The sequence below is a fragment of the Pseudoalteromonas sp. Angola-7 genome (assembly GCF_028599255.1).
GTDB classification, from domain to species: Bacteria; Pseudomonadota; Gammaproteobacteria; order Enterobacterales; family Alteromonadaceae; genus Pseudoalteromonas; species Pseudoalteromonas atlantica.
Window position 1 is genome coordinate 21,922 of the sequence record NZ_JAQREL010000014.1, and the last position, 15,308, is coordinate 37,229.

The window sequence follows — 15,308 nt, forward strand, 5'->3', positions numbered from 1 at the left end:
GTTACAAAAATGAATACAGTAATTAGTAAAAAATTTTTAGCCGTAGTAATTAGCTGCCTGTTAGTTGGGTTTACTACAAATCATGATGCTTTTGCACAGTCGTCAGATGGAACTGGTTCTGTCACAAACGTTTCGAAACAAGAAGAAAAAGAACATCAAGATGAGCATGAACACGAAAAGGGACATGAAGAAGATAAAGGTGACCATGACGAGCACGGCCATGAAGGTGGTAATAAAGAGGGAGAAGAAGAACATGAAGAAGGTATCACTATTGATCCAAAGAAGATGTCGCTTGCTAACATTAAAGTGGAAAGTGTTAAGCCTGAATATCAATTTAGCTCCGTATATGCACCTGGCGAAATAAAAGCTAATGGCTATAAAAGTTATGTGGTATCACCACGTACAGAGTCAGTCATTATCAGTCGCCATGCAGCGCTTGGCGAGTATGTAGAAATAGGTCAGAAGTTAGTTACATTATTTAGTGAAGCAATGGCACAAGCACAAGCTGACTATTTAATCGCTTCAACCGAATGGCAACGTGTAAAAAAGCTGGGTAATAAGACGGTGAGTGAAAGTCGATTATTACAAGCTGAAACAACATACAATGCGAGCTATGGCAAGCTCATTGCTTTAGGGTTAACTGAAAAAGCAATAAATGGTATTTCTAACAAAGACATTAAAGCATTTGGACAATATGCATTAACGGCGCACCGTGAAGGTGTCGTGCTTCAAGACGACTTTATCCAAGGGCAACGTGTTGATGCTGGGGATGCAGTCATGTTGTTAGCTGATGAAAAACAACTATGGGTTGAAGCAAAAGTTTCTCCAAATAAAAAGCTAAATTTATCAATTGATTCTCCTGCGGTACTTAAATTAGAAGGCCAGAGTTACAATGCCAAAGTTATCCAAGAAGCCCATACAATTGATCCCGTAACTCGTACAAGAATTATTAGATTGGGGGTACAGAATGCTGATGATAACCTTCATTCAGGTATGTTTGTAAAAGTTTACTTTCAGTTTGCCACAAAGCAGAAAGTGATGGCTGTGCCAGAAGAAGCATTGATCCGCAGCGCAGATGGTGATTGGACCGTATTTGTCGAAGACCACCCTGGAGAATTTAAAGCTGTAGAAGTAGAACTAGGCCGAGCCTTAGGTGATTTTAGGGAAATCATTGGCCTTGATAGTGGGACGCGAATTGTAACCAAAGGCGCATTTTTTGTTGCTTCTGAAATCGCTAAAGGCGGATTTGATCCGCATAACCACTAAGGAGCAAGACTATGTTTAATAAAATAATAGATTGGTCTGTTAATAATAGACTCCTGATTTTGATTGCGCTGTTTGCCACAATTGTCGGCGCAATTATGGTTATACCAAAACTAAATTTAGATGCCTTTCCTGATGTTACTAATGTTCAAGTTGCTGTAAATACTGAAGCGCCAGGACTAGCTGCTGAAGAAGTTGAACAACTCATTACGTACCCCATTGAAGCGGTCATGTATGCCTTACCTGATGTAGAACAAGTGCGCTCAATTTCTAAAACAGGCTTGTCTGGCGTCACGGTTGTTTTCAAAGAAGGCACCGACATTTACTTTGCAAGACAACTTGTATTTGAGCGTCTTCAAGCCGCAAAAGAACTGATACCAGAAGGTGTCGGCACACCCGAAATGGGGCCAAACACCTCAGGGCTAGGCCAAGTATTTCAGTACCTTCTTATTTCAGATAAAGATGCAGGCTATGATGCTATGGCACTCAGGAGTCTCAATGATTGGGTAGTAAAATTACTCGTTATGCCTGTCGATGGTGTTACTGATGTACTCTCCTTTGGAGGTATTGTTAGGCAGTACCAAGTAAATGTAGATCCATCTAAGCTTCTTTCTTATAACCTAACGCAAGAAGACGTTGTTGGTGCCCTAGATAACAACAATGCCAATGTTGGCGGATGGTATATGAACCGTGGGCAAGAGCAGCTTGTTATTAGAGGTGCAGGTTGGTTTGAAAGTGGTGACGCTGGTATTAGTAATATCAAACAAGTTCCCGTCAAAACAGTTGATGGGACAGTTGTGACGGTTTCGGATATTGCTAAAGTTGAAATGGGCAGTGAAATTCGTCAAGGTGCTGTCACAATGACGCGCAAAACCGAAGACGGTAAAGTCGAAAATTTAGGTGAAGTTGTCTCTGGCATTGTCTTAAAACGCATGGGGTCTAATACTAAAGCCACCATTGATGGTATCAATGCAAGAATCCCATTGATTAATCAAGCATTGCCTAAAGGTGTTCGCTTTGAACCATTTTATGATCAGGCTGATTTGATTGAAAAAGCCGTTGATACAGTAGTTGATGCACTATTACTAGCATTTATTTTCATCTGTATTGTATTAGCACTATTTTTAATGAATATACGTGCAACCTTCCTTGTCCTAATATCTATTCCAATTTCAATTGGTATCGCGTTAATGATCATGGCTTGGTGGGGCATTTCTGCAAACCTTATGTCATTGGGTGGCATTGCCGTAGCCATTGGTATGCTAGTTGATGGTTCAGTCGTGATGGTTGAAAACATGTTTAAGCATTTAAATAGACCAGACTCTACCCATTTAAAAACTGTAAAAGAAAGAGTGCCTAGTGCTGATACTGATCCACATGATGTAGAACAAGATGAGCATGGTATTAAGTTACGTCTTCAAAATGCGGGTAAAGAAGTGGCTCGTCCCGTATTTTTTGCAGCTTCTATTATTTTAGTCGTATTTACGCCTTTATTTAGCTTTGAAGGTGTTGAGGCAAAGTTATTTCAACCTATGGCAATAAGCATCATTTTAGCTGTTATATCTGCTATTGTGGTTGCGTTGTTTGTTGTACCCGCTTTAGCTACTTATTTATTTAAGTCAGGTGTAAAAGAGAGGGAAAGCTTTGTTCTTAGGCCATTAGACAAACTCTACAGAAAAGGGCTTACATTCGCACTAAAACGCACCAAATTAGTCATTTCAGCCGCACTTATATTAGTTTTCTCTGCCTTTGCATTAGTTCCATTAATTGGTACTGAATTTGTACCTGAGTTAGAAGAAGGGACGATAAACTTAAGAGCAACGCTTGCACCTTCTTCCAGTTTAGATACCGCGCTCACTGTGGCACCAATTCTAGAAGAAAAACTAATGGCTTTCCCTGAAGTAACCTATGCATTAAGCCGAATTGGTCGAGCAGAAATAGGTGGAGACCCAGAGCCTGTGAATAACATCGAAATTTACATAGGGTTGAAGCCTGTTTCTGAGTGGACCAGTGCATCTAATCGATATGAACTTCAAGGAAAAATGGAGAGATCTTTAGAAGAATTCCCTGGGTTGCTACTCAACTTTTCTCAACCTATTGCGACTCGTGTCGATGAGCTACTATCTGGTGTTAAGGCTCAGTTGGCGATAAAGTTGTTTGGGCCTGAACTTGAGGTACTGGCGGCTAAAGGTCAAGAAATAGAAACAGCAATTAAAAACATTGAAGGTGCAAGGGATGTTGCATTGGAGCAAATTGCTGGTGAAGCGCAATTGGTGATAAGTCCTAACAGGCAAGAACTATCACGCTTTGGATTGTCTGTGAGTGACATAATGGAGGTTGTGCGTGATGGTATTGGTGGTGTTGAAGCCGGACAAATAATCAATGGTAATGAACGTTATGATATTTACGTTCGCATAGAGGAAGAGTACCGAAGTAACAAAGAAGCTATTGCTGATATTCGGCTTCAATCACCTACTGGTGCTTGGGTGCGACTGGGTGACGTAGCCTCAGTCTCATTTGAGTCAGGCCCACCACAAGTTAGACGCGATGATGTACAACGAAGAGTCGTTATCCAAGCAAATGTACAAAATCGAGATATGGGAAGCGTGGTTGCCGATATCAGAAAGGTAATTGCTGAAAAGGTTGACTTACCTTCAGGTTATTCTGTTTCGATTGGCGGCCAGTTCGAAAGTCAAAAACGTGCTCAAAATAGGTTAGCTATAGTTGTACCTTTATCGTTAGCTCTAATCGCACTACTACTTTACTTTGCCTTTGGTTCTGTTGGTCAAGCTATGCTGATATTGGTCAACGTGCCGCTTGCTGTAATTGGCGGAGTTTTCTCCTTATATTTATCTGGACAATACTTGTCTGTACCAAGCTCCGTTGGCTTTATTACCTTATTTGGTGTAGCGGTATTGAATGGGGTCGTTATGGTAGAAAGTATCAACCAACGTATTAAAGACGGTCTAGAAGCATCTAAAGCCGTTTTTGAAGGCGCTACTTCAAGATTAAGACCTGTACTTATGACTGCTATAACATCAGCTTTAGGTTTGATACCGATGTTAATGTCTAATGGTGTTGGTGCAGAAATACAGCGCCCCTTAGCGAGTGTTATTGTTGGCGGCTTGGTAACTGCAACACTGTTAACATTATTTGTTTTACCTGTTTTATATCGCTGGTTTTCAGAGAAAAAAATAAAAGAGCTATCCAGATAAAATGACTGTGAACTCTAACCCCACGCTAAAGTCACGTTTAGCGTGGGGTTATTGAGTAGATGAACGAAAAGAAAGATTAGATTTAACAATAAACTAATAGTCATGACTGCTTTGTCGGAATATTTGTCGTTAAACAGGCCAAAGCTAACTTCCGCTTTCGTATCTTTGCAGTCTTAATCTCTATGTGTCTCAAGGTCGGCTTATGGCACAGAGCAGACCGCCGGTAATTATTGAGTGATGCAATCCACGGCTATAACTGCCCATGAATACAAGTTCTTTATGTAATGAAAAATAAAGATGCGCTGTTGCTACTCCGCAAAGCATCGGCCTAAATAAACTCTACCTCGAAGTAAACCGATTAGCTTTCGTATAACAGATAGGCAAATTATCAATTCAAATCACTTACTGTAATAGATGTTTTCAAGCGATTTCTCGTTGTTTAAGAAATTTACCTAATAAAAAACATAATTATTTTTAGAGTGTAATTTAGTTAATAAATCTCAATTTAAGTGCCATATTTCATTATAAATCAATAAGTTCTCAACGCGCCGTGAATTCTCGATTTAAGTGGCACTGATCATTTTTTGAAAAATAACTAATTTTTATTTCACAAACAATTGATAACCATTATTGTTTAGATTAATATGCACCTACTAAATGAAATTGAGAGTAGTTTGTATTCATGTATATTTGTCTTTGTCACGGGGTGACCGATAAAAAAATTGAGCAAACAATTGACGATGGTGCAACTACCATGCGTGAATTAACTAAAGAGCTTAAAGTAGGCAGCCAATGCGGTAAGTGTTGTTGTTGTACTAAAAAGATCCTAAATCGCAAACTTATTGAGATTGCAGATATTACCGATCAAGTCGCTTAATTCGTTATTACAAAATTCAGATACAAAAAAAGCAGCTTATAAAGCTGCTTTTTTTATGACCTAAATTTACCTTACAGTTGAGACTGTAAGTAATTTTCAAGCCCCGTATTTTGAATAAGTAATTGCTGGGTTTCTAGCCAGTCAATTTGTTCTTCCTGCTCGTTCAAAATATTGTCGAGTGCTTCACGGCTAATATAATCTTTTTTGTTTTCAGCTAATTTAATTGCACTGCGCAAATCATCAATTGTATCAAGCTCAAAGCTCATATTTGCGGCAATCATTTCTTCGCTGTTTTCGCCAATGCGTAAACGGCCTAGGTCTTGTAAGTTAGGTAAGCCTTCTAAAAATAAAATACGTTCGATTAAACGATCGGCGTTTTTCATTTTTTGAATTGAAACTTTGTAGTCTGCTTTATCAAGCTGGCTAAAACCAAAATCTTTAAACATGCGGGCATGCAAAAAGTATTGGTTAATACCCACAAGCTCATTAGCGAGTACTTTATTTAAAGCTGCTATAACGTCTTTATCGCCTTTCATACTTTATGCTCCTTACTCGCCCATTTGTGCTTGGTGGTAGTTTTGCGTACCAATTTTATCAATTAGACCAAGTTGTTGCTCTAACCAATAAACGTGATCTTCTTCGGTATCAAATAATAGCTTTTCTAACACTTCGCGAGACTGATAATCTTGCTGCTCTTCACAAATAGCAATTACCTCTTTAACACATGCAACTACTTCAAGCTCTAGTGTTAAGTCGTTTTGCATCATGCTTTTTACATCGTTACCAATTAAAAGGTCACGGCGTTTAGTCATGTTAGGCACGCCTTCTAAGAACAAGATGCGTTTGATTAGCCAATCAGCATGATCTTTTTCTTCTTCCATTTCATGGTTAAGGCGTACATATAATTTATCTAAACCCCAGTCATCATACATACGTGAATGAATAAAATACTGGTCAATTGCGGCTAACTCATTGGCTAGCAAAGTATTAAATGCATCGATTACTTTTTGATTACCTTTCATGATAAATCACCTTAACTATTTTAATTGTGCACAGTGTAGTTAAATTTGCGTATTTTGCAAGTTTTTCTATAAAAATCATTAATTTACAATTGGTTTTGATTCTTATTTAAGTTTGCGTTATTGCTTGGTTTATGTACAGTTTTGCATTTTCATTTAACGGGTAATGCTATACCCACTTGTGCCGTTTGCACCATAAATAAACACCACTGAGTATAAAAAATGCTAACGACAGTGATATTAAAAGCCATACAAATTTTACAATCGGCCCTGCAAATGCGCCAGTATGAAACACATATTTAAAGTTCCATATATGGGTGACTGCATTTGCTTTACTGGCATCATACGCGCTAAGCACTTTAGCGTTGTATGGATTTACCCACACCCAGCTATAAGCATGGCTTTCTCCTGGGTTTTGTAGGCGTAAAGCGATTGGGTCATTGTGTTTTTTAGGTAAGTAAATACGATATAAAATCCCCTCAGGAAATACATCAAGGGCTTTATTTATTGCTTGGTCGTATTTAATACTTGCTGTTGATTTTGCTATCACTTTTGGCGCTTTAGGCCTATTTTGTACTTGAGAAAATGCCACTGTTTCTACTAATGTTTTGGTTGCGCTTTTCCAATTAAAGGTGATACCTGTAAAGGCTATAAGCAATAGCGGTAATAAAATATAAACACCCATCACGGTGTGTAGCTGATACATAAGTACTTTAAATTTGGCTTTAGGTTTAATCGCCAGTCGTTTTAGGCGGTTTTTAGGCTTTACCCATAAATAAAAACCCACTAACACATTTATTATTAATAATAGGGCGCATACAGAGACCACGTTTTTTAGTGGCTTTTCACCAAAGGCTGTTTCAAATAATAGCCAGCGATGCAAAGCAAGGGTAAAACCATACAGCGTGTCATTTGTTTGGTATTGAAAAATTACTTTGCCTGTATACGGGTTCACACTGGCGTTACTGCCATCACCTAATCTAAATTGCCAGCTGGCATTAGGATTACTAAGGGGCATAAAGCGGGTGATTTTTTTATCTGTTTGCTGCTGTACTGCGCGGATTAACTCTGCGTGGCTAAGCGTTTTGGTTTGTGGTTCTACCTGCCATTTATCGGGCTGAATATAAAATTGTATGTCATTTGCATAGAGTAAAATGGCGCCGCTAATACTGAGTATTAACAAAAAAAGGCCACTTAGTAAGGCAAGGTATAAGTGAATTCGACGTAACCAGATTTTCAAAAGTAATCTCTATAATAAGCAGTTACAGCGATTGTAAGTGATAGAACAGGTGTTTATCAATTTATAAAATGTGACCCTTTGTGTAAGCAAACTACTGTATATAAAACCGCGAACAACACGCTAAGCTTTAGACCCTTAAATCAAGTTTAAAAATTTAGTGGCTTTAAGTCAGTAAAAGTTCGTATGAGTAATGCGCTTTAATTTTTATAATAATGAAATAAATACCAGCTAAAAATTAAAATATGCACGGTTTGCGTTCTTGCTTATTTTTACGTGTAAATTTTAATTGCAACTTATTGATGTTTAAACTGTAATTATGTGATGTATTTTAAACGCTTTGCGGGCTAAAACTTGCGTCTTTTAGGTTTTAGTGCATTAATATAGGTAATAAATAATACAATTACAGTTATTGGATATATAGCATGGTTGAAGGAAAAAAGTATGGGCTGCTAAATGGCACAGCTCAGTCTGTGCGTAGTAAGCTGATCATTACTTTTTTAGTTATTGCTATTGTTCCACTTTGTTTGCTGACCTGGTTTAGCTTACAGCACGTTAATAATACCTTGCAAAAAAATGCAAATGCAGAGCTTCATGAATTAAGCTCTATCGCCTCAGAGTTTGCTAATTTATGGTTTGATGATCACCTTACTGATTTATATACCTTTAAAAATCAGCTTTCTAACTTCCCGCTTGAACAAAGCAAATTAATAAATCATTTTGTTAATCAATATGACTTTGTAAACAGTATAGAAATTATAGCTGCATCGGCACTTAAGCAGCCCATTATCTCGCCTTACGGGCAGATAAACAAAGGTGAGCTTAGTACGCTTATAAATTCGGTTAATACCTCAACGCCAGCCGCTTTTGGCTCTGTTATGTTAAATGGCAAACAGTTTAATATTGTGGCTATGCCTTTGCTTAATGCGGCGCAACAACTAGAGGGTGTAATTCTCACAGAAGTAAATATTAATGGCCTTTTAAAAAGCTTAAACACCATTCACAACATGCACAACGAAGTGAGTTTTTTTGTACTACATAATAATAAAATAGAGCGCTCTTCAGTAACAAATGCAGATGAGGCGCCTGTTTTTTCGCAAACGGCACTCACCAGTAAGCAAGTGTTTGATTACGCCAGTGCCAACGGCACGACATACCATGCATATATTAGTGATTTAAATTTTTTAGGTGTGCAAGGGTGGCAACTTTTAGCAGCAAAACCTTTGCATATTATGCTCAAAGACTCTACTTATTATAAGCAGCTGGCTATTTTTACAAATGCAGTTTCTTTACTTCTCATTTTATGCGCAGCGTGGTGGTTTAGTCGGCGCTTATCTAAGCCTTTAATTCAGCTTACCTCAGTAATGGCCCGAATTACCGATGGCGAGAAAGTAAAGGTACCTACTTTAACTGATAGTCTCGAGTTAAATAGGTTATCAGTAGATCTTCAAAAAATGGTGGCATTTAAAGAAGAGCAGCAGAGCATATTGCAAAAGCAGCGCTCTGCTTTGCAAACTGCGTTTAAACAATTGGATGAGCAAAAAAGTGCCCTTGATGAGCATGCCATTGTAGCGGTAACAGATTTAGCGGGCACCATCACCTTTGTAAATAAGAAGTTTTGTGAAATTAGCGGCTATGAAGAACATGAGCTTATAGGTCAAAATCACCGTTTACTTAATTCAGGAAGGCACGACAAAGGCTTTTTTAAAAGCATGTATAAAACCCTTAAACGGGGTGAAGTATGGAACGGCCAAATATGTAATAAAGCAAAACATGGTGGCTTTTATTGGGTAGACACCACCATAGCGCCATTTTTTGATGAGCACGGTAAACCGCAAAGCTATATAGCCATTCGTACTGATGTCACGCCATTAAAATTACAAGAGCTTGAACTTGAGCAGCACAAAACCCAACTTCAGTTAGTCATAGATACCACCGCCGTAGGAATATGGGATTGGTTTATAGATACCAGCAAAGTGACTTTTAATAATCGCTGGGCAGAAATAATAGGCTATAAACTCAGCGAGTTAGAACCTACCACTATTAATACTTGGTATAAGTTTGCACACCCCGATGATTTGGTTATTTCAGAGCAAAAGCTAAAAGCGCACTTTAATGGTGACACTGATTACTATGTCAGCGAAGCGCGAATGAAACACAAAGATGGCCACTGGGTTTGGGTACTCGATACTGCAAAAGTAGTCGACTGGAACCTAGATGGGTCGCCTCGTCGTATGATTGGAACACATTTAGATATTACCGAGCGTAAGCAAATAGAGTCTGAGCTACAGTATAGCCGCGATCGCTTTGCTTCTTTAGTGGAAAATATTCCAGGGGTTATTTATCGATGTAAGTTCGATAAAGCTTGGACCATGTTGTACATGAGTGACCAAGTAAAAGACATAACAGGCTATACGCCTGATGACTTTATTAATAATAAAACACTAAGCTTTGCCGCTATTATTCACGATGGCGATCAAAATGTTGAGCTGCAAGTAAGTACCTGTATTGCACAAAAGCTGCCTTGGTCTATTGAATACAGAGTAAAAAGAAATGATGGCAGTATTCGTTGGGTACACGAAAAAGGCCAAGCAATTTATGGCGATGACAACGAGGTTCTTTATTTAGATGGCTTTATTTTAGACATTACTGAGCGCCATAATACTCAAGTAGAAATTACCCGCCAACAAAACCTGCTTGAGGCAATGAGTAAACAAGGCCAAATTGGCGCATGGGAAATAAACCTTGAAAACCAAACCATGTATTGGTCAGACGAAGTAAAAGTAATACACGAAGTTCCCGATGGGTTTGAACCTAGCATTGATACTGCCATTAACTTTTATAAGCCAGGAGAGCATCGCGATAAAATTAGCACGTTGTTTGAATGTGCGGTGACTTTAGGCGAAAGCTGGAGTGTTGAGCTGATAATTTTAACTTATACCGGTAAAGAGCGCTGGGTTAAGTCGATGGGGCAGGCGGAATTTAAAGACGGCAAATGTGTGCGTGTTTTTGGCTCGTTCCAAAGTATTGATGCACATAAACGCCTAGAGTTAGAAAGCGAAAAAGCAAACGCCTATAACAAAAATTTAGCGTCATTAACGGTTTCGCCTGAAGTACAAAATAGCGACGTTGCGCAAGTTAAAAAGCTGGCGATAAAGTCGATGGTAGAGGTATTAAATGTTGAGCGTGCCTCTATTTGGATATTTAACAAACAGTGCGACGAAATGGCGTGCCATGGTTTATATACTCGAAAAGATGGATTTGTGGATTTTGACGGCGTTCTTAAAAAGGCTGATTTTCCAAGTTACTATGAGGCTATTTTTGAGCAAAACCTAGTGGCAATTGAAGATGTATATACGCATAAGGCAACCATTGAATTTACGCAAAGTTATACTCAACCATTAAATATTCAGTCGATGCTGGATGCGGTTATTTCATCAGGCGATGGAAATTTAGGTATTTTATGCGCAGAAACTGTAGGGGCTAAGCACATTTGGACGCAAAGCGAAGAAACCTACTTGCGCTCTTTGGCTACGTTAGTCGGTAGTACCTTGGTCTCGCAAAAGCGTAAAGAAACCGCTGAAAAGCTAAAGATTGCTTTAGTGCAAGCACAAGATGCTGCTGTAGCAAAAAGCCAGTTTTTAGCAACCATGAGCCACGAAATTCGTACACCGATGAATGGCGTACTAGGTATGTTAGAGCTGGTAGAATTAGAGCCATTAAGTAAACCAATAGAAAAAAAGGTCGCTATTGCTAAAAGCAGTGCTCATTCTTTACTTGGTGTTATTAACGATATTTTAGATTTTTCTAAGGCGGAAGCAGGCAAAGTTGAGCTTGAGCATATACATTTTAATGCGCGCGACTTAATTGGCGAAATAGCCGAGGCACAGGCCTTTACCGCACAAGAAAAAGGCATTGAGATTATTTTAGATTTAGTCTCCTTGGAGCCTTCACATTTAATGGGCGACCCCGGGCGCATACGCCAAGTGGTAACCAACTTAATTAGTAATGCGGTTAAATTTACCAGCCAGGGTGAAGTGGTGGTGAGTGCATCTATAGAAAAAACCGACCAAGACCTAATGCTAAATATAAAAGTAAAAGACTCAGGAATAGGCATAACCGAAGCAAAACAACAGCAATTATTTACCCCTTTTTCGCAAGTGGATGCATCAACCACGCGAGAATACGGAGGCACGGGGCTGGGGCTTGCAATATGTAAACAGTTATGTGAGCTAATGAATGGTAAAATTTCACTGGCGAGCGAACCTGGCAAAGGCAGCGAATTTACTGCAACCATGAAAGTGGCTGAAGGCATCGAAAAAGAACGTACCATCCCTAATATAAATATGAGTTCGTTAAATGTATTAGTGGTTGATGATAACGAGACAAACCGCTTAGTTATCTCTCAGCAATTAGGGCATTGGGGGGCTAATGTTACGCTTGCTAGTAGTGCAAAACAGGCGCTTGAACTATGTGCACAGCGCATAGAAAATGATCAGCCTATGTTTGATATTGCCGTGCTAGACATGCAAATGCCAGAAATGGATGGAATGGAGCTGTGTAAAGTGCTTAAAGCACATGATGACTATAAAGCCATGCCATTAGTAATGATGACCAGTATTGCAGGTATGGAAGGCGCTCAGCGCTACTCAAAAATTGGTTTTCAGGCTTATTTTCCTAAGCCGGTTACAACCGCCGATTTAATTTCTGCGTTATCGGTTATTACAAGTTCAGACAGCACCGAGCCCCTTCCTTTGGTGACCCCAGGGTATATTTCGTCACTCAGAAAAGAAAAATCAGACACACCTGCAAAAATTTTATTAGTTGAGGATAACCCCGTTAATCAGCATGTTTCTACACTGATGCTTAAAAAGCTAAATTGCGAAGTAATACTGGCGCAAAATGGTCAAGAAGCCATAAATACCTTAAGCGAGCATAACGAAGGGTATTTTGATTTAGTGTTAATGGATTGCCAAATGCCGGTAATGGATGGCTTTGACGCCACCGCTAATATACGAGACGGTATGGCAGGGGATGAGCACAAAGCAATAAAAATAATTGCCCTAACCGCCAATGCAATGGACTCAGATAAAGAACGTTGTATTAATGCCGGTATGGACGACTACTTAACTAAACCCATTCAGCTTGATATTTTAAAAGAAAAAATAGAGCAGTACTTTTAGGATTAATAACATGAGTAAGCAAATACAAATACGCGATGCTAAAAAAAGCGATGCGCCAACCATTTTACAGTTTATTACCGAACTGGCCATTTACGAAAAAGAACCTGATGCAGTAAAAACAGATGAGCAGGCAATTATAAAAACGCTGTTTAGTGAGGGGGCAACAGCACACAGTGTTATTTGCCTTGAAGATGATGAGCCTATTGGCTTTGCGGTGTATTTTTATAATTACTCTACCTGGCTGGGTAAAAATGGCTTATATCTGGAAGATTTATACGTAAGCCCCGATAGCCGTGGCAATGGTGCGGGCAAACTAATAATGAAACACCTTGCTAATAAAGCCATAAAAAACGACTGTGGACGTTTTGAGTGGGTAGTACTGGATTGGAATCAACCCGCTATAGATTTTTATAATAGCATTGGGGCAAAAGCCCAAAACGAATGGATAATCTACCGCCTAGCAGGCCAAGACTTGCTCGATTTTGCAGAGCAATAGTGATACTAAAACGCTTAATTAAGTGGGTTGGTATAATACTTTTTTAAAAGCAGATGAGTGCCGAAAACGGCCAGTATCTGCTTTAAAAATTGTTATGCTGAGGTACGTTTTATTGATTAAGACCCTACATGAATAATCAGTATTGGCAAAAAGCACGGCAAAGCCGCGATGCACGATTTGATGGCTTATTTTACGTTGCGGTAAAAAGCACCGGTATTTATTGTCGGCCAATTTGCCCCGCGCCCACCGCTCAAGAAAAAAATGTGGTGTATTATCAATATGCGCATAACGCAGCGCAAGCAGGCTTTAGACCGTGCATACGCTGCAGGCCCGATAGCGCTCCGGGCAGCGCTGCTTGGCAGGGGGTAAAAACAACAGCGCTCAGAGCTAAGCAGTTAATTGATTTAGGTGATAGCTGTAATTGCGAAATGCTAGCTACTCGTTTGGGGATTACCAGTCGTTATTTGCGACGCATATTTAATCAGCACTTTGGTGTGTCTGTTACTCAGTATCGGTTATTTAACCAATGTCAGTTTGCTAAAAAGCTCATTCAAGAGACCACATTACCTATAACCGATATTGCATTTGCCGCTGGGTTTAAAAGTGTGCGACGTTTTAACGATGCTTTTTTACAACAATTAAATATGGCCCCATCAAAGCTCAGAAAATCAAAAAAAGAGGCAACCCCTGTGATTGTATTAACTCTCCCTTTTAGACCTCCTTACAATTGGCAGGCTTTGCACAGCTTTTTGTCAAAGCGGTTAATAGAGCCTATGGAGTGGATAACCCCAACCAGTTACGGGCGAACATTTAAGCTAAAAGGGGCGGTAGGTTATTTTAATGCGCACTTTAAGGCGCAAAATAACCATTTTAAAGTTGAAATAGTAATAAATAATACCGAGCACTTACAAAAAGTAATTAACAATATACGCCGTGTATTTGATGTAGATGCCGATATAAACCCTATTGAAAGCCACTTAAAAAACAGTATTAATGGGGCATTTACATTAAGTGAAGGGCTACGCTTACCTGGGATATGGTCAAGCTTTGAAGCGGGGATCCGCGCTGTATTGGGTCAACAAGTTAGCGTGGGGGCAGCGCACACTTTAGTAACAAAGCTGGTTGCAGAGCGAGGCGATAAACACGCAGATAAAGTGTATTTTCCACAGCCTGAGGATTTAGCGACATGCGACTTTGAATTTTTTAAAATGCCGCAATCGCGCAAAAATGCATTAAAAAATTTATCTAAGTACTGCGCTGATAACCCCGATAACAGGGTTTTGGATAATTGGCTCGATATAAAAGGGATAGGCCCATGGACTGTTAACTACGCTAAACTGCGCGGGCAAAGTAACCCAGATATACTATTAGCCGGCGATCTCGGGGTAAAAAAGGCGCTGATCAATGCTAAGCAATTTAACCCAGAGCTGAGCGCTCCATTTCGCTCGTACTTAACGTTTCAACTATGGCAGCAACTTTCATGATTATACAGACCGCAATTTCGAGTCCGATTGACGATGTTATTATTCAAGCGACTGAAAACGGGGTGAGCTATGTTGGTTTTTACCCAAAAACACACTATGCCCATACACCCGTTGAGCAAGTAACAAATGAAGCGGTTTTAATCTGCGTAAAGCAATTAAACGAATACTTTAATGGTCAGCGCAAAACCTTTAATGTGCCATTAGATACGCAAGGTACGCCTTTTCAAAATGGTGTGTGGCAAGCGTTGCTCAGCGTCCCTTTTGGCAAAACCATGACCTACGGCGATATAGCTAAACAATTAAATAACCCTAAGGCGGTAAGAGCGGTAGGGGCTGCAAATGGCAAAAACCCCATTAGTATTATTGTGCCATGCCATCGAATTATTGGTGCAAACTCTAAGCTTACTGGGTACGCCGGTGGCCTTGAGAGAAAAAGTTGGCTACTAAAGCATGAAGGGATAATTTAACAGTTACAGTACTGGCAGCTTTGTTATCACAAGCTACAATTTACATTATTTACTAATAAAAATTATT

The 15,308-nt window shown here is 39.4% G+C and carries 10 protein-coding genes; 7 read left to right on the top strand and 3 right to left on the bottom strand.

What is annotated here, in order from left to right:
• The first annotated feature begins 9 nt into the window (after positions 1 to 9).
• The 3 genes from PSH50_RS16440 (at position 10) to PSH50_RS16450 (ending at position 5,355) form a co-directional block, all read left to right on the top strand.
• Complete coding sequence (locus PSH50_RS16440; RefSeq protein ID WP_096041312.1) at positions 10 to 1,266, top strand: efflux RND transporter periplasmic adaptor subunit; 1,257 nt, start codon at positions 10 to 12, stop codon at positions 1,264 to 1,266.
• Positions 1,267 to 1,277: 11 nt separating this feature from the next.
• Positions 1,278 to 4,478 carry an efflux RND transporter permease subunit gene (locus PSH50_RS16445; protein ID WP_273609843.1) on the top strand — a complete coding sequence of 1,067 codons (3,201 nt, stop codon included), beginning with the start codon at positions 1,278 to 1,280 and terminating at the stop codon, positions 4,476 to 4,478.
• 682 nt (positions 4,479 to 5,160) lie between these two features.
• The gene (locus PSH50_RS16450) at positions 5,161 to 5,355 is read left to right on the top strand and encodes a (2Fe-2S)-binding protein (RefSeq protein WP_004588794.1); all 195 of its coding nucleotides are present in this window, start codon (positions 5,161 to 5,163) and stop codon (positions 5,353 to 5,355) included.
• Positions 5,356 to 5,426: 71 nt separating this feature from the next.
• On the opposite strand, the gene bfr (PSH50_RS16455) is transcribed toward PSH50_RS16450, so the two are convergent.
• The 3 genes from bfr (PSH50_RS16455) to PSH50_RS16465 form a co-directional block, all read right to left on the bottom strand.
• The gene (gene bfr / locus PSH50_RS16455; RefSeq protein WP_004588793.1) at positions 5,427 to 5,891 is read right to left on the bottom strand and encodes a bacterioferritin; all 465 of its coding nucleotides are present in this window, start codon (positions 5,889 to 5,891) and stop codon (positions 5,427 to 5,429) included.
• 12 nt (positions 5,892 to 5,903) lie between these two features.
• On the bottom strand, positions 5,904 to 6,377 hold the full coding sequence (gene bfr / locus PSH50_RS16460; RefSeq protein ID WP_024031963.1) for a bacterioferritin: 474 nt from the start codon (positions 6,375 to 6,377) through the stop codon (positions 5,904 to 5,906).
• Between the two features lie 166 nt (positions 6,378 to 6,543).
• On the bottom strand, positions 6,544 to 7,614 hold the full coding sequence (locus tag PSH50_RS16465) for a PepSY domain-containing protein (RefSeq protein ID WP_273586271.1): 1,071 nt from the start codon (positions 7,612 to 7,614) through the stop codon (positions 6,544 to 6,546).
• 422 nt (positions 7,615 to 8,036) lie between these two features.
• Between PSH50_RS16465 and PSH50_RS16470 the strand changes: the two genes are divergently transcribed.
• From PSH50_RS16470 to PSH50_RS16485, 4 genes are all read left to right on the top strand, one after another.
• On the top strand, positions 8,037 to 12,794 hold the full coding sequence (locus PSH50_RS16470; protein WP_273586272.1) for a PAS domain-containing protein: 4,758 nt from the start codon (positions 8,037 to 8,039) through the stop codon (positions 12,792 to 12,794).
• A gap of 10 nt (positions 12,795 to 12,804) precedes the next feature.
• The gene (locus PSH50_RS16475; RefSeq protein ID WP_054981801.1) at positions 12,805 to 13,290 is read left to right on the top strand and encodes a GNAT family N-acetyltransferase; all 486 of its coding nucleotides are present in this window, start codon (positions 12,805 to 12,807) and stop codon (positions 13,288 to 13,290) included.
• 128 nt (positions 13,291 to 13,418) lie between these two features.
• Complete coding sequence (locus PSH50_RS16480; RefSeq protein ID WP_273586273.1) at positions 13,419 to 14,774, top strand: DNA-3-methyladenine glycosylase 2 family protein; 1,356 nt, start codon at positions 13,419 to 13,421, stop codon at positions 14,772 to 14,774.
• Positions 14,771 to 15,241, top strand: coding sequence for a methylated-DNA--[protein]-cysteine S-methyltransferase (locus tag PSH50_RS16485; protein WP_273586274.1), 471 nt, complete (start codon positions 14,771 to 14,773; stop codon positions 15,239 to 15,241). Before PSH50_RS16480 ends, PSH50_RS16485 begins: the two co-directional genes overlap by 4 nt.
• Positions 15,242 to 15,308: the final 67 nt, after the last annotated feature.

Coding starts and splice junctions, on each gene's coding strand:
- PSH50_RS16440 (WP_096041312.1), top strand. CDS start 10: ATGAATACAGTAATTAGTAAAAAATTTTTAGCCGTAGTAATTAGCTGC.
- PSH50_RS16445 (WP_273609843.1), top strand. CDS start 1,278: ATGTTTAATAAAATAATAGATTGGTCTGTTAATAATAGACTCCTGATT.
- PSH50_RS16450 (WP_004588794.1), top strand. CDS start 5,161: ATGTATATTTGTCTTTGTCACGGGGTGACCGATAAAAAAATTGAGCAA.
- bfr (WP_004588793.1), bottom strand. CDS start 5,891: ATGAAAGGCGATAAAGACGTTATAGCAGCTTTAAATAAAGTACTCGCT.
- bfr (WP_024031963.1), bottom strand. CDS start 6,377: ATGAAAGGTAATCAAAAAGTAATCGATGCATTTAATACTTTGCTAGCC.
- PSH50_RS16470 (WP_273586272.1), top strand. CDS start 8,037: ATGGTTGAAGGAAAAAAGTATGGGCTGCTAAATGGCACAGCTCAGTCT.
- PSH50_RS16475 (WP_054981801.1), top strand. CDS start 12,805: ATGAGTAAGCAAATACAAATACGCGATGCTAAAAAAAGCGATGCGCCA.
- PSH50_RS16480 (WP_273586273.1), top strand. CDS start 13,419: ATGAATAATCAGTATTGGCAAAAAGCACGGCAAAGCCGCGATGCACGA.
- PSH50_RS16485 (WP_273586274.1), top strand. CDS start 14,771: ATGATTATACAGACCGCAATTTCGAGTCCGATTGACGATGTTATTATT.